General features: G+C 70.1%; 19 protein-coding genes. 7 read left to right on the top strand and 12 right to left on the bottom strand.

Going from position 1 to position 19,074, the window contains the following annotated elements:
- Positions 1-61 precede the first annotated feature (61 nt).
- Together DK419_RS20545 and DK419_RS20540 are read right to left on the bottom strand one after the other, a co-directional pair.
- Positions 62-1,204, bottom strand: coding sequence for a thermonuclease family protein (locus tag DK419_RS20545; protein WP_109960738.1), 1,143 nt, complete (start codon positions 1,202-1,204; stop codon positions 62-64).
- A 221-nt stretch (positions 1,205-1,425) separates the two neighbouring features.
- A complete protein-coding gene (locus tag DK419_RS20540; RefSeq protein WP_109960737.1) occupies positions 1,426-2,256 on the bottom strand; it encodes a hypothetical protein in 831 nt (276 codons plus the stop codon).
- Positions 2,257-2,622: 366 nt separating this feature from the next.
- On the opposite strand from DK419_RS20540, the gene DK419_RS20535 reads away from it, so the two are divergent.
- Positions 2,623-3,546, top strand: coding sequence for a lipid kinase (locus DK419_RS20535; RefSeq protein WP_109960736.1), 924 nt, complete (start codon positions 2,623-2,625; stop codon positions 3,544-3,546).
- 12 nt (positions 3,547-3,558) lie between these two features.
- Positions 3,559-4,299, top strand: a complete 741-nt coding sequence (locus DK419_RS20530; protein ID WP_109960735.1) for a TerC family protein — start codon at positions 3,559-3,561, stop codon at positions 4,297-4,299.
- Positions 4,300-4,588: 289 nt separating this feature from the next.
- On the opposite strand, the gene DK419_RS28770 is transcribed toward DK419_RS20530, so the two are convergent.
- The 5 genes from DK419_RS28770 to hemE all read right to left on the bottom strand — a co-directional run bounded on the left by DK419_RS28770 (position 4,589) and on the right by hemE (position 8,871).
- A complete protein-coding gene (locus tag DK419_RS28770) occupies positions 4,589-5,062 on the bottom strand; it encodes a hypothetical protein (protein WP_162561327.1) in 474 nt (157 codons plus the stop codon).
- Positions 5,063-5,371: 309 nt separating this feature from the next.
- Entirely contained in the window at positions 5,372-6,178 is an 807-nt protein-coding gene (locus DK419_RS20525; protein WP_109960734.1) for an acid phosphatase, read from the bottom strand.
- Positions 6,179-6,182: 4 nt separating this feature from the next.
- Positions 6,183-7,046 (bottom strand): alpha/beta fold hydrolase, encoded by an 864-nt coding sequence (locus DK419_RS20520; protein WP_109962404.1) that lies wholly within the window; start codon positions 7,044-7,046, stop codon positions 6,183-6,185.
- A 71-nt stretch (positions 7,047-7,117) separates the two neighbouring features.
- A complete protein-coding gene (gene hemJ / locus DK419_RS20515; protein WP_109960733.1) occupies positions 7,118-7,540 on the bottom strand; it encodes a protoporphyrinogen oxidase HemJ in 423 nt (140 codons plus the stop codon).
- A 242-nt stretch (positions 7,541-7,782) separates the two neighbouring features.
- Entirely contained in the window at positions 7,783-8,871 is a 1,089-nt protein-coding gene (gene hemE, locus DK419_RS20510) for a uroporphyrinogen decarboxylase (protein ID WP_109960732.1), read from the bottom strand.
- 538 nt (positions 8,872-9,409) lie between these two features.
- Here hemE and DK419_RS20505 point away from each other — a divergent pair.
- Genes DK419_RS20505 through dnaQ form a run of 5 tightly spaced genes read left to right on the top strand, consistent with a single transcriptional unit; the run spans position 9,410 to position 13,109 of the window.
- Entirely contained in the window at positions 9,410-10,240 is an 831-nt protein-coding gene (locus tag DK419_RS20505; protein ID WP_109960731.1) for a pyruvate, water dikinase regulatory protein, read from the top strand.
- Between the two features lie 5 nt (positions 10,241-10,245).
- Positions 10,246-10,866, top strand: coding sequence for a Maf family protein (locus DK419_RS20500; protein WP_109960730.1), 621 nt, complete (start codon positions 10,246-10,248; stop codon positions 10,864-10,866).
- Between the two features lie 13 nt (positions 10,867-10,879).
- Entirely contained in the window at positions 10,880-11,743 is an 864-nt protein-coding gene (locus DK419_RS20495) for a shikimate dehydrogenase (protein WP_109960729.1), read from the top strand.
- Complete coding sequence (gene coaE / locus DK419_RS20490) at positions 11,740-12,345, top strand: dephospho-CoA kinase (RefSeq protein WP_109960728.1); 606 nt, start codon at positions 11,740-11,742, stop codon at positions 12,343-12,345. Before DK419_RS20495 ends, coaE begins: the two co-directional genes overlap by 4 nt.
- 50 nt (positions 12,346-12,395) lie before the next feature.
- The gene (gene dnaQ / locus DK419_RS20485; RefSeq protein ID WP_109960727.1) at positions 12,396-13,109 is read left to right on the top strand and encodes a DNA polymerase III subunit epsilon; all 714 of its coding nucleotides are present in this window, start codon (positions 12,396-12,398) and stop codon (positions 13,107-13,109) included.
- Positions 13,110-13,131: 22 nt separating this feature from the next.
- On the opposite strand, the gene DK419_RS20480 is transcribed toward dnaQ, so the two are convergent.
- From DK419_RS20480 to gcvT, 5 genes are all read right to left on the bottom strand, one after another.
- The gene (locus DK419_RS20480; RefSeq protein ID WP_109960726.1) at positions 13,132-13,368 is read right to left on the bottom strand and encodes a type II toxin-antitoxin system VapB family antitoxin; all 237 of its coding nucleotides are present in this window, start codon (positions 13,366-13,368) and stop codon (positions 13,132-13,134) included.
- 360 nt (positions 13,369-13,728) lie between these two features.
- Positions 13,729-14,307: a hypothetical protein gene (locus tag DK419_RS28765; RefSeq protein WP_162561326.1), complete on the bottom strand. Its 579-nt coding sequence runs from the start codon at positions 14,305-14,307 to the stop codon at positions 13,729-13,731.
- 149 nt (positions 14,308-14,456) lie between these two features.
- Complete coding sequence (gene gcvP / locus DK419_RS20475; protein WP_109960725.1) at positions 14,457-17,306, bottom strand: aminomethyl-transferring glycine dehydrogenase; 2,850 nt, start codon at positions 17,304-17,306, stop codon at positions 14,457-14,459.
- A 235-nt stretch (positions 17,307-17,541) separates the two neighbouring features.
- On the bottom strand, positions 17,542-17,904 hold the full coding sequence (gene gcvH / locus DK419_RS20470) for a glycine cleavage system protein GcvH (protein WP_109960724.1): 363 nt from the start codon (positions 17,902-17,904) through the stop codon (positions 17,542-17,544).
- A 17-nt stretch (positions 17,905-17,921) separates the two neighbouring features.
- A complete protein-coding gene (gcvT, locus tag DK419_RS20465) occupies positions 17,922-19,067 on the bottom strand; it encodes a glycine cleavage system aminomethyltransferase GcvT (RefSeq protein WP_109960723.1) in 1,146 nt (381 codons plus the stop codon).
- Positions 19,068-19,074: the final 7 nt, after the last annotated feature.

Here is a 19,074-nt window from a genome sequence, read left to right as displayed (position 1 = left end):
CGCACGGGGCGCCCGGCGGCGCTCCTCGGCGCGCCGGGCCCGAGGGCGAGGGACCTGGCCCTCAGGGCTTCGCCCAGATCCCGAGCTTGCCCGCCTTGGCGTGGCGCTCGGCCTCGACGAGGTCCGGCGTCGCCTCGGGCGTCGCGCGGCCGCCGCCGTTGTAGAGCACCACTTCCGAGAGGTCGTGGCCGTCGACGGTGCAGATCCAGGCGGCCTTGCCCTGGCTCGGCTGGCAGTTCACCGGCCGTCCGGCGAGGTAGCCCGAGAGGTCGCTCGCCTGCGCCCCTCGGGCGGCCTCGATGCCGTAGAGGCGCAGGGTCCGGCCGCCGAGCCGCAGGGTCGCGGTGTCGAGCACCTCGGCGACCCCGGCGACGGGACCGGCCGCCTCCGGCACCAGGGCACCGGTCTCGACCGGCTCGCGCTTGCCCTCCGCGGGCTTCGCACCGCCGGACTTCGCGGCCTCGCCGGTTCCGCGTGCGGGCTTGGCCTCCGCAGACTTCGTCTCGGTTTCCGCGGGCCGACGGACATCCTGGGACGGTGCCTGGGCGATGGCGGCCTCGCGGGGCGACTCGCCGCCGCGGAAGGCCGCGTAGCCGAGACCCAGCACGGCGAGCGCCCCGAGGGCGGCGTAGAGCGGGCGGCGGGACGAGCCGCCATGGCCGGGCAACGGCCGGGGCCGGGCGTGGCCGGGCTTCAGCCCCTCGCCTTCGGGGACCGGCGGCGCGACCGGGAGCGGGGCGGCGGCCGGGGCCGCCGGCTCCCGCTCCGGCAGGCGCGCCGTCAAGTCGCGCAAGGTGAAGCCGCGCAAGGTGAAGTCACGCAGGGTCTCGCGCAGGCGCGCGGCCGGGCCGGGCCGGGCGGGCGCCGCCGGGGCGGGCTCGGCGGGCTTCACCACGATCCAGTCCCGCGGGGTCTCGGCCGGGGCCGGAGCGGGGCCGGCGGGGGCCGGCGGCTGGAACAGGGTCGGGTGCTGGCGGCGCAACTCGTCGACGAGGTCGCCCAGCGTCAGGGGCAGCGCCTCGCCGCCGACCAGGCGGGTGCGCGGATGCCCGTCGCGGTCGACGACCTGGTAGCCCGGGGCCGCGTCGAGCCGGCGGGTCGCGGATTCCACCAGGAGCTCGAGGGTGCGACGGGCCACGGCGACGGGGCGGTGCCGATCGATCTCCGCCCGGATCAGCGCCTGCAACTGCTCACGCGAGGTCATGTCCGCAATCTGTCCCATCGCCCCCGGCCGCGGGGTCGTCCCGAGGGGCCCGTCCCCGGCGGCGGGCCCTCGTCCTCTCATCTAGAGCATTTTCCGACGAAGTGGATACCGGTTCGTCGAAGAAAAAGCGGCTAAATCAGAGACTTAGAGAGCTTCGCGATTGCAACGCGATCGTGAAGTGCTCTAGGTCCTGACCGGCGACCTGTCACACCTCGCCGGGGTCAGTCGCGGCTCGCCACCGCGTCGCGGCGCACCACCCGGCTGGTCTCGGCGACGATCACCGGGCGGGCGCCCGCGAGGCTGACCGCCAGTTCCAGGTCGACGGTGCCCTGCGAGCGCACGCCGCGATCGGGGCTGAAGGCCGAGAAGTCGACGGTGGCCTGGACCCGGCAGACGGCGAGCCCGGCGTTGCAGGCGGTGCGCAGGGAATCCGGCCGCGGCCGGTAGCGCCGATCGGGCCAGCGCTGCACGAAGCGGCGCTTCTCGGACATCAGGCTGGCGACGCTCATCGTCCGGCCGTGGAAGACGACCCGGTCGCCGTAGAAGCCCGGCGCCGCCGCGAGGGTGGCGGCGTTCGACCCCGAGATCGACGCCAGGTAGTCGCGGGCGAGGCGCTGCGACGTCACCGCCCAGTCGCGCATCTGCCCGCTGGAGACCGCGACCTGGGGCGGCGGGACCGGCACGACGAGCGGCGGCCGCTCGGCCCGGGCGAGCCGCGCGGCGCGCCGGGCCTCGGTGGCGGCGTGGAGCCCGCTGCGGGCCGGCCGGCGCGCCTCCTCGGCGACCCGGCGCGGCGCGTGCGCCTGCGAGGCCTGAGCCCGCGCGGGCGCCGGCGCCTCGGCCCGCGCGGCCGGGGCCGGCTCGACCTTCGGCAGGGTCTTGGAAAGGTCCTTGGGGGCGGACCCGGAATCGGGCGCGGCGGCTCCGGGGCCGCGGGCCGGCGGATCGACCCAGCCTTGCGCCAGGGCGGCCTGGGACAGGAGGGCACCGAGGCCGAGGCCGACGAGGGCGGCCGACGGGCGGACGAGGCTGGACCGGGGAGAACGGGGCATGGCGGCGGCACCGGGGGAGGAGCACGATCGGGGCGCGATCTGAACAAGGGAACGTTCGTCGCCGCGGTTACGGTTCCATTGCGGGCCCGGTGCCCTCCCCGCAACCCACGCTGCGCACACCCCCGGGGAGCGGTGGCGGTTCTCGCCTTGCGGCAGGCGAAGCTGGGGCGCCGCCCTTGTCAAGCGCGGCCGCGACCCCACCTCAGGGGCTCCCCGGGTCCGGGCCCCTCTGGCGGTTCGAGGCGTCGACCGCGATGTCGGACCCCTTCTCTGCCTTTGTGCTGACGCGGCACGATCGCACTGGAGGGCCCGCAACCATGCGCGTCATTCCCCTCGTCCGTCCCCGTCTCGTCGCGGGAGGCGCCGATGTCCGGCGCTGACACCGCGCGGCGGGCCCTGCTCGTCGTCAACAAGAAGGCCCGCAACGGCGGGCTCGACCTCGATGCCGTGAAGGGCACCCTGCGCCGCGGCGGCATCGAGCCGGTCGATCCGCCGCCGGGCGAGACCGACTGCAAGGCGCTGATCCACGCCCACGCCTCCACCTGCGACATGGTGATCCTGGGCGGCGGCGACGGCACCCTCAACGCCGCCGCCCAGGCGCTGGCCGAGGCGCAGCTGCCGCTCGGCATCCTGCCGCTCGGCACCGCCAACGACCTCGCCCGCAGCCTCGGCCTGCCGGCCGACCCGCTCGAGGCCGCCGAGGTGATCGCCAGCGTGCCGGCCCGGCCGATCGACCTCGGCTGCGTCAACGGCCACTACTTCTTCAACGTCGCCAGCATCGGCTTCTCGGCCGATCTCGCCGGCGAGCTGACGGCCGACCTCAAGCGCCGCCTCGGCACGATCGGCTACGGCGTGGCGGCGTTCCGGCTCCTGCGCCGGGCGCGGCCGTTCACGGTCTACATCGAGCACGACGGCACGGTGGAGACGGTGCGCACCATCCAGGTCTCGGTCGGCAACGGCCGCCACTACGGCGGCGGCATGACGGTGGAGGAGAACGCTACCGTCGACGACGGCCTGCTCAACTTCTACAGCCTCGAGGTCGCCCATTGGTGGCGGCTCCTCGCCCTGCTGCCGGCCCTGCGCCGGGGCACGCAGGGCAAGGCCGCCGACGTGCGCGCCTTCCAGACCACCGAGGTGATCCTGCGCACCAAGAAGCCGCGCCCGGTCAACACCGACGGCGAGCTCACCACCTACACCCCCGCCCACGTCCGGGTGCTGCCGAAGGCCGTGCAGGTCCACGCGCCTCCCCTCGCCGCGGCGCCGACGGGCCGCCCCTCGATCTTCCCGTAGAGGACCGCCCGCGTGGATTCCCTCGTTCAGCTCGCCGCCGACCCGACGGCCTGGGCCGCCCTCGCGACCCTCGTCGTCATGGAGGTCGTGCTCGGCATCGACAACCTGATCTTCATCTCGATCATCACCAACAAGCTGCCGGCCGGGCAGCAGTCGCGGGCCCGCCGCATCGGCATCGGGCTCGCGCTCATCCTGCGCCTCGCGCTGCTGGGTACGGTCGCCTACATCGTCCACCTGACCCAGCCGGTGTTCGAGATCTTCGGCAAGGGCCTGTCCTGGCGCGACATGATCCTGATCGCCGGCGGCCTGTTCCTGCTCTGGAAGGCCACCAAGGAGATCCACCACAGCCTCGATCCCGACCCGGAGGAGACGGCCGGCGGGGGCGCCTCCCTGGGCTTTGCCGCGGCGATCGGCCAGATCCTGATCCTCGACCTCGTGTTCTCGATCGACAGCATCATCACGGCGGTCGGCATGACCGAGCACGTGCCGATCATGGTGATCGCCGTCGTGACGGCCGTGACCGTGATGCTGCTCGCCGCCGACCCCCTGTCGCGCTTCATCGCCGCCAACCCGACGGTGGTGATGCTGGCGCTGGGCTTCCTCATCATGATCGGCATGACGCTGATCGCGGAGGGCTTCGGCGCCCACGTGCCGAAGGGCTACATCTACACCGCCATGGCCTTCTCGGCCGGCGTCGAGGTGCTCAACATCCTCGGGCGGCGGGCGAAGAAGGCGAAGCGCCAGGCGGCGTGAGGCGGGTAATCCCGACGTGCCGATGCAGCGCCCGATCGTGACGCGATCGGGCGCTGTTATCGTTGGCGGGTCCGCTGTCGCCGATTCGGCTTCGTACCCGTCCCTTTTCGCGACAGGAAAGGGCTTACACGACTGGACTGACAGCGGGAGATGATCCGCGATACACGGGCGAGGTTACCGCGAAGCAGCTCTGGGACTTGCAACGTCGCAGCTGCCGGCGTGCAACGCGAACGGCCTCAACGGACAAGTCGCCTCGTGCCGCCGATCGCGCTGAGACATAGGTTTCGGATCAGGTCGTGAGGCGAGGATATGTAGAAATCATTTCGGCTGCCTGTGCGTGCATGATGACGCGCTGGAATGAGGCGACGCGAGGATCGTTCAGGGTATCGGATCCGCAGAACAGGACGGTGGTCCATTGGTGATGCGGATTCACGGTCTTCCGATCCCGATAGGTTTGTGACCAGCATTCTGCGCGCAGGGGATAAGCTTCCGGCTGGCCGAAGCCGAACGCTTCCTTAGGATGCTTGAACTCGACATGGATGGCCAGAACCCTGTCGCGCTCGTTACGCAGGAAAAAGATCGCATCCGATTCAAGTGCCTTGCTGCCCGGAATGCGGCACTGGCATCGGCTGTCGCGACCGCACCAGTAATTTGCCCAGAAGGGCTGGGTGGTCTGCTTCGAGCGCCACCGTACCGCTTTCTGCTCCTGGATGAGAATGTCTGCAAAGGAGTAATCTGCCGCTGCGGGGGTTCCCTCGATCAACCAACGCCTCACCTGTACCAATGAGAACACGGCCTCGGCGATAGCATCCAAGAACGGCTGCGCAAGAGATGAGTATCCAACCATTTTTATTCCTAATTTTTATTATTAACTAATGATAACATCGGGAATTTTGATAAAAACCACTGATTTTCATCTAGAATTATCAATAACATCTACGGTAAAATCAGCAAAATGCGGACTACCTTCTGCTTTACCCATCGAGGTCATCAGTTATGGCTCCCCGGTTTTGCAGCACGACCCTAGTGTGACGCAGAGCCTGCCAATTCTACCGGGCAAGTCAAGCCGGTTTCAGGGCCGAGGTACGGTCATCTCATCCTCTCGGGCGCAGGACGCAGGCTCCGGCGGCGGCACCGCGAAACCGTCGGCGAGCTCGGCCCGGGCCCGCTCGAGGTCGGCCCGGAACGCGGCATCGCCGACGAGCGCGGCGAACAGGGCGCTGCCGGTGAGGCGGCCCGCCTCGACGTCGCTCGCCCAGTGTACCCCGCAGACGATCCGGCTCTCGCCGTAGGTCCGGGCGCGGGCGAGGAGCGGGCCGGCGCGCTCCGGCATCAGGGCGGCCAGCACGAGGCCGAAGGTCCAGCCCTCGGTGGCGTGGCCGGAAGGGTAGGCGAAGCTCCGGTCGAGGGCCTCGCTGCGCGGAACGCAGAGGGGTTCGTCGTTGCCGAGATGCGGCCGGCCCCGCGCGAAACGCCCCTTGGCGTCGCGTACCACCGCCACCACGTCGCGGCGGGTGCGGGCGAGGAGCGCGGCGAGCGCCGGCCGCCGGGCGGGGTCGAGGCGCCGGCCGGCGGCGCAGGAGAAGCCGTCGAGGAGCCGGGCCACGCCGGAGGGGACGTCGGCGACGGCGAGTTGCCAGCGCGGCGTGCCGGCGAGCGCCCGGGTCGCGGCGTAGGCCGCCGCGTCGGCGTCCTGCGCGGCGCTGCCGGGCTTCGGCGGCGGAGGCAGGATCGCGGCGGCGTCGAGGGCGCCCTCGACGAGGTAGGGACGGGGCGCCGGCTCGGCCGCGGCCCCGGCGATCGTCAGGGCAAGCGCCGCGGCAGAAAGGAAAAGTGCCGCGGCAGAAAGGAACAGCGCCGCGGCGAGGCGCGCCCGCATCCCCTTACGCCTCGGGGGCGAGGATCGCGGCCGCGACCGCCTCGGGGCATTCCTCGTGGGCGGCGAGCGCCCCCGGGATCGCCACGCCGCGCACGAGCCCGGCCTCGGCGAGCGCCGTCATCTCGGCGCCGGAGCGGCGCGGCGCGCCCTTCGGGCGCAGCATCGTGACCGGCGGCAGGCCGGGGCCGAACAGGGCGTGGAACTCCTCGCGGGTCCGGACCGGGTCGAGCCCCCCGGTGACGAAGGCCGCCGTGCCGAAGCGGGCGCGGGGCTGGTGCGTCACCCGCCGCTTCTCGGCCAGCAGCGCCGGGGTGACCCGGGCCCGGTCGGCGTAGACGTGGGCTTGCATCATCCGCGCCACGACCGGCGTGCTGACGTTCAGCCGGTAGAGCAGGTTGCCGAGGCCCGGTGCCTCGACCGCGCGGCGCAGCCGTCCGAAGAGCGGCCGGCGCTCCTCGCCCATCGCGGTCGGCAGCGGTCCGCGCCAGGTCGGCGCCACCAGGACCAGCCGAGCGAAGGCGCCCGGGTGCCGGGCCGCCGCGGCGACGAGGTAGCCGGCCGCGTGCCCCGCCGCGATCCCCAGCGCGTAGGGGCCGGGTTCCTGCGCCAGCAGGGCGTCGAGGAAGGCGTGGAGCGTGTCGGGCGCGAGCGGCACCCGGGCGCGCGGCTGCGCGCCGAAGCCGGGCCAGTCCGGCACCAGGCAGCGGTGGCGGGCGGAGAGCCGCATCGCCAGGGGCCGCATCTCCTCGCGGGTCGAGATCGACGACAGGGCCGGCAGCAGCAGGGCCGGCGGTCCCTCGCCGATCCGGTCGACCGACAGGCTCAGGGAACGCCCGGCCAGGGTGAGGGAGAGGGCCCGCGTCTCGATGGTCGCCATGACATCTCCTTGAGCCGAGACGCCTTGAACCAAGACGTCCCCCTTGAGACGGGACGTGGCCCTCAGAAGGGCTTCACGACCACCAGGATCACGATGAGGATCATCAGGAGCGTCGGCACCTCGTTGAGCACCCGGTAGAATTTGGGGCTGCGGGTGTTCCGGCCGGCGGCGAAATCCTTGACCATCCGCGACAGCCAGCCGTGGATGCCGCTCATCGCGAGAACCAGGGCGACCTTGGCGTGCAGCCACCCCTGCGTGTAAGCGCCGCTCATCACCGCGAGCGCGATGCCGAAGATCCAGGTGGCGATCATTCCCGGCAGCATGATCGCCTTGGCGAGGCGCCGTTCCATCACCTTGAAGGTCTCGCCCTGGGGCGACCCCGCCGGCAGCGCGGCGTGATAGACGAACAGTCGCGGCAGGTAGAGCATCGCCGCCATCCAGGCGATGAGCGAGATGATGTGGGCGGCCTTGATCCAGAGATACACGGTGGGGCTGTTCCTATGGGGGATGGTCGATTGCCTTGTTCACGTCTCACACTCTCGACCTCATCCTGAGGCGTTGGTCGATCGAAGATCGACCGACCGCGACGGAGGCCTCCAGAGATCGCCGAGATGTCCGGAGGCCTCCTTCGAGGCTGCCGCACGCGGCAGCACCTCAGGACGAGGTCGCGGGCGGGATCGGCGCTCGTGACGGGGGCGTGCCGGGTTCGATCCGATGCCCCCTCCCCTCACCGCCGCAGCCGCGCCAGCATCCGCTCGACATGGGGTATCGGCGTCTGCGGGGTGATGCCGTGGCCGAGGTTGAAGATGTGGGGCGTGCCGGCGGTGGCCTCGAGGATCGCGTCCACGGCCGCGTCCAGGGCCTCGCCGCCGGCGATCAGGGTTTCGGGGTGGAGGTTGCCCTGCGTGACCACCGAGGCCGGCAGGCGGGCGCGCAGCGCGGCCAGATCCACCGCCCAGTCGACCCCGACCGCGTCGGCGCCGGTCTCGTCCGCGACGCGGGCGTGGCCGTCGAGCCCCGAGCCGCGGGCGAACACGATGATCTTCGCGCCCGGCACCCGGGCGCGGATGCCGGACACGATCCGGGCGATGGGACGGAAGCTCCAGCGCGACAGCGCGTCGCCGCCCTCCGCCCGAGGTACGTCCGGCAGGCTGCCGGCATGGCTCTCGAAGATCTGCACCGCGTCGGCGCCGGCCTCGAACTGGCGCACCAGGTACTCGGTCGAGACCGCGACCAGCCGGTCGATCAGGGCGTCGAGGAGGGCGGGGTCGCGGGCGGCGAGCGCCCGGGCCGGCGCCAGGTCCGGCGTGCCGCGCCCGCCGATCATGTAGCTCGCGACCGTCCAGGGCGCGCCGCAGAAGCCCAGCAGCGTCGTCTCGGCCGGCAGCGCCGCCCGCAGCCGCGAGACGGTCTCGAAGACGGGAGCCAGGTGCCGCATGACCCGCGGGTCGCCCGCCTCGATCAGCCGCTCGAACTCCGCCCGGCCGGCCATCGGGTCGAGGCGGGGCCCCTCCCCTTCCACGAAGCGCACGTCCTGGCCGAGCGCGTGGGGCACCACCAGGATGTCGGAGAACAGGATCGACGCCTCGAAGCCGAAGCGGCGGATCGGCTGCAGGGTGACCTCGGTGGCGAAGTCGGGGTTGTAGCAGAGGTCGAGGAAGGACCCGGCCTCGGCCCGCACCGCCCGGTATTCCGGCAGGTAGCGCCCGGCCTGGCGCATCATCCAGGCGGGAGGCGGCGAGAGCGCCTCGCCGTTCAGCACCCGCAGGATCGGCCGCTCAGCGGCTCCCCGTCCGGCTCCCGCGGTTCCGCTCATCTCATGCCCCCCGAAAACCTCGATGCCCGCGTCGTGCCGGCGGCCTGCTTCCCTATGCCGAGAACCGCTCCCCGGCGCCAGCCCGGCGCGTCGTCGCGACCCGCAAGGAGGCCCATCCCCACCCAGGCCTCTGAAAAGAAAAGAGAGATTCTAGGAATCTGTTTTTTCTACTGGGGGCAGGCGTCGCGGGGCTCCAGCGGCGTCCACAGGCCGTCCCCACCGCCGGTGCGTTAAGAGGGCTTTAACAGATTTGCTCCATTGTCGAAGGATGACGAGAGTCACGAGGGGCTTGGCGCCCGTCAGGCTCGACTCGGCGGTCCCACGTCCCGGATTCTCCCACGGGCGGCCCGCCAGGAGTGTTAACGGCCGGCCTGTTGAGCCGTCGAGCCGTTAACCCACAGGCCTCGCGCCTGGACCTCGCTTCGCCGGCGTATTATCCACACTCATCGACTCCGCGCGGCCGATCGGTGGACGACAGGCCGGGCGCCGGATTCGGCTTGCGTCCGCCGCGCCCGCGCGGCGAGCCCGGGGAGCCCGCGTGGTCCGCAGCTACTTCCACCTCCACCTCGTGTCGGACTCCACCGGCGAGACCCTGATCAATGTCGGCCGCGCCGCGGCGGCGCAGTACGAGGGGGTCTCGGCGATCGAGCACGTCTATCCCCTCGTGCGCTCGGGCACCCAGCTCGAGCGGGTGATCAACGAGATCGAGCAGGCCCCCGGCATCGTGCTCTACACCCTGGTCGGGCGCGAGCTGACCGAGCGGCTGGAGGAGGCCTGCCGGGCCACCGGCTCGCCGCTGCTCTCGGTGCTGGAGCCGGTGCACCGGCTGCTGCAATCCTATCTCGGCGCCCACTCCACCGCCCGGCCGGGCGCCCAGCACATGCTGAACGCGGAGTACTTCAAGCGCATCGACGCGATGAACTTCACGCTCGCCCACGACGACGGCAACCTGCCGCCCGACCTCAACGAGGCGGACGTGATCCTGCTCGGGGTGAGCCGCACCTCGAAGACGCCGACGGCGATCTACCTCGCCAATCGCGGCCTGAAGACCACCAACATCCCGCTGATCCCGGGCGTGCCGCCGCCGGCGGTGCTCGAGACCCTGCGCCAGCCGCTCATCGTCGGGCTGATCGCCTCGCCGGAGCGGATCGTGCAGATCCGCCAGAACCGCCTGCTCAGCCTCAAGGCCGACGATTCCTCCTCCTACGTCGACCGCGATTCGGTGGCGAACGAGATCGCGACCTCGCGCCGGCTCTTCGCCCGCAACCGCTGGCCGGTGATCGACGTCACGCGGCGCTCGATCGAGGAGACGGCCGCCGCGATCGTCGACCTCCACCGCGAGCACCGCCTGAAGTTCATCGCGGACTAGAGACGATGCCGCACGCCTCCTCCCTCTGGCGCGGCCGCGCGCCGCTCCTCCTCGCCTCGACGAGCCCGACCCGGCGCGCGCTCCTCGCCTCCGCGGGTCTCGATCCCGAGATCCGGTCGCCGGGGGTGGACGAGCGCGCCGTGGAGGCGGCGGCGACCGGCCTCTCTCCCGAGGGCTTGGCCGAGCGCCTGGCCGAGGCCAAGGCGGCGTCGGTCGCGTCGGTCGCGCCCGACCGGGTGGTGATCGGGGCCGACCAGGTGCTCGACCTCGACGGCGCGGTCTTCCACAAGCCCGCCGACCGCCAGGGGGCTGCCGCCCACCTCGCGCGCCTGCAAGGGCGCACCCACGCCCTGCACTCGGCCGTGGCGCTGGCGATCGACGGCGCGGTGGTCGAGCGTTTCGTCGCGACGGCCCGGCTGACGATGCGGCCGCTCGATGTGGCGGGACTCGACGCCTATCTCGACGCCGCCGGCCCCGCCGTCACCGGCAGCGTCGGCGCCTACCAGCTCGAGGGCGTCGGCATCCACCTGTTCGACCGCATCGAGGGCGACCACTCGACCATCCTGGGCCTGCCGCTCCTGCCGCTGCTCGCGCGGTTGCGCGGGCGGGGACTTCTTGCCTTCTGAGACGACCTTCCCGATGACGATCCCGCATCCCCGAGCCTTCGTGGTCGGCCACCCGATCGCTCATTCCCGCTCGCCGCTGATTCACGGCCACTGGCTCGCCGAGCACGGCCTGCCCGGTGCTTACGAGCGCGTCGACGTCCATCCCGACGCCTTTCCGGACTTCGTCCGCGGCCTGCGGGCCGAGGGCTTCGTCGGCGGCAACGTCACGATCCCGCACAAGGAGGCGGCGTTCCGCCTCAGCCAGGTGCTGACGCCGCGGGCGGAGCGGATCGGCGCCGTGAACACCCTGTGGTTCGAGGACGGGCGCCTGCACGGCGACAACACCGACGCGCCGGGCTTCCTCGCCCATCTCGATGCCAGCCTCGGCGCGGGCTGGCCGGAGGCGACGGGTGTCGCGGACGCGCGCGCCGCCCTGGTGCTCGGCGCCGGCGGGGCGGCCCGCGCGATCCTGGTCGGGCTCCTCGAACGGGGCCTCGACCGCCTGATCGTCGCCAATCGCAGCGCCGAGCGGGCTGAGGGCCTGACCGCCCTCGATCCCTCCCGGATCACGGCGGTGTCCTGGGACGCGGTGCCGGCGCAGCTGCCGGAGACCGGGCTCCTCATCAACACCACGGCGCTCGGCATGGCCGGGCAGGACCCGCTCTCCCTCGACCTCGCGCCGTTGCCCGGCGCGGCGGCGGTGGCCGACATCGTCTACGTGCCGCTCGAAACGCCGCTTCTCGCCGCCGCCCGGACCCGGGGGCTTCCCGCCGTCGACGGGCTCGGCATGCTGCTGCACCAGGCGGTGCCGGGCTTCTCGCGCTGGTTCGGCCGCACGCCCGAGGTGTCGCCCGCCTTGCGCGCCCGCATCGTCGCCGATCTCAGGTCTCACGGATGAGCCGGCCGTTCGTTCTCGGCCTCACCGGCTCGATCGGCATGGGCAAGAGCGCCACCGCGGCGATGTTCCGCGCGCGCGGCGTGCCGGTCCACGACGCCGATGCCTGCGTGCACGCCCTCTACGGCCCGGGTGGAGCCGCCGCGGCCGCGATCGGCGAGGCCTTCCCCGGCACGCTCGGCCCGGACGGCGCCGTCGATCGCGCGGCGTTGCGCCAGGCGGTGCTCGGCCACCCCGAGCACCTGCGCCGGCTGGAGGCCCTGGTCCATCCCCTGGTGGGCCGTGCCCGCGACGCCTTCCTCGCCACCCATGCGGCCGCGCCGCTCGTCGTGCTCGACGTGCCGCTCCTGTTCGAGACCGGCGGCGAGCGCAACTGCGACGCCGTCGCGGTGGTCACCGCCCCGCCCGAGGTGCAGCGCGCCCGGGTGCTCGCCCGGCCGGGGATGACCGAGGAGGCCTTCGCGCAGATCCTGGCCAAGCAGATGCCCGACACCGAGAAGCGCCGGCGCGCCGACTACCTGATCGAGACCGACCGGGGCTTCCCGCACGCCGAGGCGCAGGTCGAGGCGGTGATCGCGGCCGCAGAGGCGAAGCGGGCCGGTTAACGCTTCCTCGCTACACCGGCCGAAACACCCGTCTGGAAGGGAGCCGCAGGATGCTGCGCGAGATCGTCCTCGACACCGAGACCACCGGCACCGAGGCCAAGACCGACCGGCTGATCGAGATCGGCTGCATCGAACTCCTGAACCACATCCCGTCGGGGCGCGAGTTCCACCGCTACATCAACCCGCAGCGGGCGGTGTCGGAGGGCGCGTTCCGGGTCCACGGCCTCTCGGATGCGTTCCTCGCCGACAAGCCGCTCTTCGCGCAGATCCTGCCCGACTTCCTGGAGTTCTGCGGCGACGCCACCCTGGTGATCCACAACGCCGCCTTCGACGTCGGCTTCCTCAACGCCGAGTACGCGCGCCTCGGCGACAAGGCCCCGCCCCCGATCGAGCTGGCTTCCGTCGTCGACACCCTGGCGCTCGCCCGCCGCAAGCATCCGGGCGCGGCCAACAACCTCGACGCGCTGTGCTCGCGCTACGGCATCGACAATTCCCGCCGCACCAAGCACGGCGCGCTCCTCGACTCGCAGATCCTCGCCGAGGTCTATATCGAGCTGCTCGGCGGCAAGCAGACCACGCTCGGGCTGACGGTGGAGGGCAGTGCCGGCCCGGCCGGTCCTTCGTTACGCGCCGCACCGGTCGAGCACGGCCCGCGCCCGACCCGCAGCCGCCTCACCGATACCGAGCGGGCGGCGCACGCCGCCTTCGCGGCGGGATTGGGGGAGAAGGCGATCTGGCGGGATTACGTGGGGGAGGCGGGGTGAGGTGTTCGTCGCCGAACGTCACTCACGAGCCTCCGTAGAGGCCATTGAGGAAGGCCTGATCGACGGGCTGCGGGTTCGGGCCGGCCTGCTCCCGCAGCCTACGCGCGAAGGCGGTCGGCTGGGCGACGAGATCGTCCGTTTCGCATGCGAGCGCGCCGCGTGAGGCTTGTCGCACCGCCTCGGTCTCGGTGCCACGCGTGAGGGATGCTGGGTCGTGGGCGAGCGCGTCGACCGTTGGACCCTTGATGAAGAGGGGCATACTCATCCCGAGTGAAGTTGTACGATGCCGACAATTAGAAATCGCCGCTCACGATATCATCTCCGCTTGATCCATCCGAACAAATGCAAGGCGCGTCTCGCCTCTCCCGTCTGGGAGAGGGGCTGGGGGTGAGGGTGGCTCGGCTTCCGCAATGACCCTGAACCGTCGAGCTGCACAGCTCAACGCTCGGTGCTCGATCCTGAGCCCGAGCCACCCTCACCCCTACCCCTCTCCCACTCGGGAGAGGGGATCCCGTGTTTTATTCAGTTCCGGACAGATCGAGGAGGATGTTTGCGAAAACAGGTTTCGAATCATAAATTTTAAATAATTATATTTTTTGTAAATTAAGATGTTATATCTTCAACACCAAAGACCAGCCCATTGTTTTATATGATGCCACCATTCAATCGGATTTAAAATTCGCAATGCCAATTTCGGCAGCAAATGTCTCTTGCGTATGATTGTCTTATGATCACACGTGCAGAATGCGTCACATCCCAATCCAATAGCATTGCCAAGCAATTCACGATCGTTTGCATCGGGAAGAGCCGAGAAAATTGATGATTTTGATATTCGTCGTCCAAGACTACGGCTGTGACTGCTCCCAGAAGAGTGGATGTCGATAAGAGCATGTGCATACTCAGATAAATCATACTTTAAATCAGAATTGGAAGTTTGGCTTATTTCTTCAAGACTCTTTTCAGATGCATATATATCCCAGCATGCGCGCTGTCCGACCTGAAAAATATGCAGTAATGCTTCAATTTCTTTCGCTCTTGATATGGGAACTTCTAACGGGATATTCCCATGCTCGAATATCTGATACGGATATTTTACAATTATATTTATTACGTTTGTATCTAGGAATATATTTTTTGGTATTTTCTCAAATGGATATTTCTTACAATCGGCACTATGACTTTCGTGAGACGTGTACAAGATCCATTTTCGCCGCCTCGCATCCCAATTTTCGAGCATCCGAGAGTCCGGCAAAGAGCAGCAAGGGTCCGTGTAAAATCGCTTAAATACTATACATGTTCAAGTTTTAAATGGAGTGGGCGGCCATCGAAATGGCCGCCCATTGGCCGCTACTCCGCCGCCTTCATGTAGCTCTCCACCGGCGGGCAGGCGCAGACCAGGTTGCGGTCGCCGTAGGCGTTGTCGACCCGGTTGACCGGCGGCCAGTACTTGTCGACCCGGAAGGCGCCGGCCGGGAAGCAGGCGGCCTCGCGGGAATAGGGCCGCTCCCAGGGGCCGATCAGGTCCTCCACCGTATGGGGCGCGTTCTTGAGCGGGTTGTCGGCCCGGGCCATCCGGCCCTCCTCGATCGCCCGGATCTCGTCGCGGATCGCCAGCATGGCGTCGCAGAAGCGGTCGATCTCGCCCTTGGTCTCGGACTCGGTCGGCTCGATCATCAGGGTACCGGCCACCGGCCAGCTCATCGTCGGCGGGTGGAAGCCGCAATCGATCAGCCGCTTGGCGATGTCCTCGACGCTGACGCCCGCGCTCTTCATCAGCGGGCGGGCGTCGATGATGCACTCGTGCGCCACCCGGCCGTGGCTGCCGGTGTAGAGGACGTCGTAGGCACCCGCGAGGCGACGCGCGATGTAGTTGGCGTTGAGGATCGCGATGCGGGTGGCTTGCGTCAGCCCGCGCCCGCCCATCAGCAGGCAGTAGCTCCAGGAGATCGGCAGGATCGCCGCCGAGCCGTAGGGCGCGGCCGAGACCGAGAACTCGCGCCCGTCGGTCTCGACGTGGCCGGGCAGGAACGGGATCAGGTGCGCCTTGACGCCGATCGGCCCCATGCCGGGCCCGCCGCCGCCATGCGGGATGCAGAAGGTCTTGTGCAGGTTGATGTGGCTGACATCCGCCCCGATGTCGCCGGGCCTCGCGAGGCCGACGAGCGCGTTGAGGTTGGCGCCGTCGAGGTAGACCTGGCCGCCATGGGCGTGGGTGATGTCGCAGATCTCCCGCACCGCCTCCTCGAACACCCCGTGGGTGGACGGGTAGGTGATCATGCACGCGGCGAGGTTCGACCCATGCTTCTCGGCCTTGGCACGGAAATCGGCCACGTCGACGTTGCCGTTGCGGTCGGCGCCGACCACCACCACGGTCATGCCGCACATCTGCGCCGAGGCCGGGTTGGTGCCGTGGGCCGAGGACGGAATCAGGCAGACCGTCCGGTGCCCCTCCCCGCGCGACAGGTGATAGGCGCGGATCGCGAGCAGGCCCGCATACTCGCCCTGCGCGCCGGAATTCGGCTGCATCGAGATCGCCGCGTAGCCGGTGATGTCGGCGAGTTTTTGGGAGAGATCGGCGATCATCTCGGCGTAGCCCTCGGCCTGGTCCTTCGGCGCGAAGGGGTGCAGCTCCGAGAATTCCGGCCACGAGACCGGCAGCATCTCGGCGGTCGCGTTGAGCTTCATCGTGCAGGAGCCCAGCGGGATCATCGCCCGGTCGAGGGCGAGGTCGCGGTCGGCGAGGCGGCGCATGTAGCGCGTCATCTCGCTCTCGGCCCGGTTCATGTGGAAGATCGGGTGGGTCAGGTACTCGGAGGTGCGGACAAGACCCGCCGGCAGCCGCGGCTCGGGCCAAGCTTCGTCGTAAGCGAGCGCGTCGCCCCCGAAGGCGCGCCACACCGCCTCGATGATGTCGGGCCGGGTGCGCTCGTCGACCGTGATGCCGATGCGGTCAGCTCCGACTTTCCGCAGGTTGATCCCGTTGGCGACGGCGTTCTTCAGGATCACGCCCTGGAACGGCCCGACCGTCACGGTGATCGTGTCGAAGAAGGCATCCGGATGGGTCTCGAAGCCGAGCCGGTTCAGGCCGGCGGCGAGGCGCGTCGCGTCGCGATGGATGCGCATCGCGATCGCCTTGAGCCCGCGCGGCCCGTGGAACACCGCGTACATCGAGGCGATGACCGCGAGCAGCACCTGGCTGGTGCAGATGTTCGAGGTCGCCTTCTCGCGCCGGATGTGCTGCTCGCGGGTCTGGAGCGAGAGCCGGTAGGCGCGGTTGCCGCGGGAATCGACCGAGACGCCGACGATGCGCCCGGGGAGCGCCCGCTTGTGGGCGTCCCGCGTCGCCATGTAGGCGGCGTGGGGACCGCCATAGCCCATCGGCACGCCGAAGCGCTGCATCGAGCCGACCGCGATGTCGGCGCCCATCTCGCCAGGGGGCTTCAGCACCGTCAGCGCCAGCGGATCGGCCGCCACCACGGCGATGGCACCCGCGTCATGGAGCTTCGCGATCACGTCGGTGAAGTCGTGGGCCGCGCCCTCGACGCCCGGATACTGGACGATCGCGCCGAAGACCGAGGTCGGATCGAGGTCGGTGAAGGGATCGCCGACGACGATCTGCCAGCCGAACGGCTCGGCCCGGGTCTTCAGCACCGCGATGGTCTGGGGCAGGCACTGCGCGTCGACGAAGAAGGTGTCGGGCTTGGCGGTGGCGATCCGGCGCGCCATGCCCATCGCCTCGGCGGCGGCCGTGGCCTCGTCGAGGAGCGAGGCGTTGGCGATGTCGAGCCCGGTCAGGTCGCCGACGCAGGTCTGGAAGTTGAGGAGCGCCTCGAGCCGGCCCTGGCTGATCTCGGGCTGGTAGGGCGAGTAGGCCGTGTACCAGGCCGGGTTCTCGAAGATGTTGCGCTGGATCGCCGGCGGCATCGTGGTGCCGTGATAGCCCTGGCCGATCAGCGAGGTCAGGAGCTTGTTCTTGTTCGCGGTGGCGCGCAGGCGCTCGATCGCCCGGCGCTCCGACAGGGCGGCGCCGAACTCGGTCGCGTCCGTCTGCCGGATGCCCGCCGGCAGGGTCTCGTCGATCAGGGCGTCGAGGCTCGGGGCGCCGACCACCTCCAGCATCCGGGCGATCTCGTCCACCGACGGGCCGATATGGCGGCGGTTGGCGAAGTCGTAGGGATCGTACTTGTCCATCGGCATGGGAGGCGTGTCCTGACCGGGGTCGTGAGATGCGGCTCAAAAGATGGAGCGCGCCTCCCCTCTCCCGTTTGGGAGAGGGGCCAGGGGGTGAGGGTGCTACGGTTCTGAGCCTAGCTCTGAAGGTCCCGCTACCAGCACCACACTCTTCGCTTGATACTGAAGCGTGTCACCCTCACCCCTACCCCTCTCCCACTCGGGAGAGGGGATCCCGCGCTATGCTGGGTATTGGAACAGATCAACCGACGAAGGCCCGGTAGGCCGTCTCGTCCATCAATCCGTCGAGCTGCGACGGGTCGCTGAGGCGCACGCGGTAGAGCCAGCCGGCGCCCTGCGGGTCGGTGCCGACGCTCTCCGGGTTGCTCACCGCGGACTCGTTGACCTCGGTCACCTCGCCGTCGACCGGCGCGTAGACGTCGGAGGCCGCCTTGACCGATTCCACCACCGCGGCGGCGGCGCCCTTGGTCAGCGTGGCGCCGACCTTCGGCAGCTCGACGAAGACGAGGTCGCCGAGCTGCTCGGCGGCGTGGTCGGTGATGCCCACCGTCGCCACGTCGCCCTCCAGGCGCAGCCACTCGTGCTCGTCGGTGTATTTCAGCATGTGTGTTTTCCTTTGTGTCAGGAGCGCTTGAAGCCGGCGGGGCGGAACGGCAGCGGCACCACCGCGCAGGGCAGGCGCTGGCCGCGCACCTCGGCGAAGACCTGTGTGCCGGGCACCGCGAGGGGGCTCGGCAGCACCCCCATGGCGATCGGCCCGTCCAGGCTCGGCCCGAAGCCGCCGGAGGTCACCCGGCCGACCGCCTCGGGGGCGTCGGCGGCCTCGTAGAGCGCCGCACCGGCCCGCACCGGGGTGCGCCCCTCCGGCCGCAGGCCCACCCGCAGCCGCGCCGGCCCCTCCGTCAGTTCCGCCAGGATGCGCTCGGCGCCGGGAAAACCGCCGGCCCGGGCACCGCCGTGACGCCGCACCTTCGGGATCGCCCAGGACAGGCCGGCCTCGACCGGCGAGGTCTCGTGGTCGATGTCCGAGCCGTGCAGGCACAGGCCCGCTTCGAGGCGCAAGGAATCGCGGGCGCCGAGACCGATCGGCTTCACCTCCGGGTCGGCCAGCAGCGCCCGGGCGAGCGCCACGGCGGCCTCGGCCGGCAGCGCGATCTCGAACCCGTCCTCGCCGGTGTAGCCGGCCCGCACGACGACGCCGTCCTCGCCCGCGAACGCGATCGGCCGCGCATCCATGAACCGCATCTCGGCGACCACCGGCAGGTGACGGGCGAGCGCTCCTTCCGCCCCCGGCCCCTGGAGCGCGATCAGCGCACGGTCGACCGGCTCGACGCTGCACTCGGTGCCGATCGCATCGAGCAAGTGGGCGAGGGCCGCGGCCTTGTTGGCGGCGTTGACGACCAAGAGGTAGTGGTCGCCGAGGTTGGCAATCATCAGGTCGTCGAGGATGCCACCGCCCTGCGTCGTCAGGAAGCCGTAGCGCTGGCGCCCGGGCTGGAGGCCGATCACGTCGATCGGCAGCACCGTCTCGAGGGCGCGGGCGGCGTCCGCGGGATCGCCGGAGCGGGCCCGTACGGCGACCTGGCCCATGTGAGAGACGTCGAACAAACCGGCCGCCCTGCGGGTGTGCAGGTGCTCCTTCATGAGCCCGAGCGGGTATTGCAGCGGCATCCTATAGCCGGCGAACGGCACCATCCGGGCGCCGGCCTCCTGGTGCAGCGCGTGCAGGGGAGTTTGGAGCAGGGTGGAAGCCGTATCGGCGGTCATCGGAATG

It is taken from the genome of Methylobacterium terrae (assembly GCF_003173755.1).
GTDB lineage: Bacteria > Pseudomonadota > Alphaproteobacteria > Rhizobiales > Beijerinckiaceae > Methylobacterium > Methylobacterium terrae.
The sequence above is the reverse complement of the archived record's forward strand: the minus strand, read 5'-3'. Positions and strand labels throughout refer to the sequence as shown.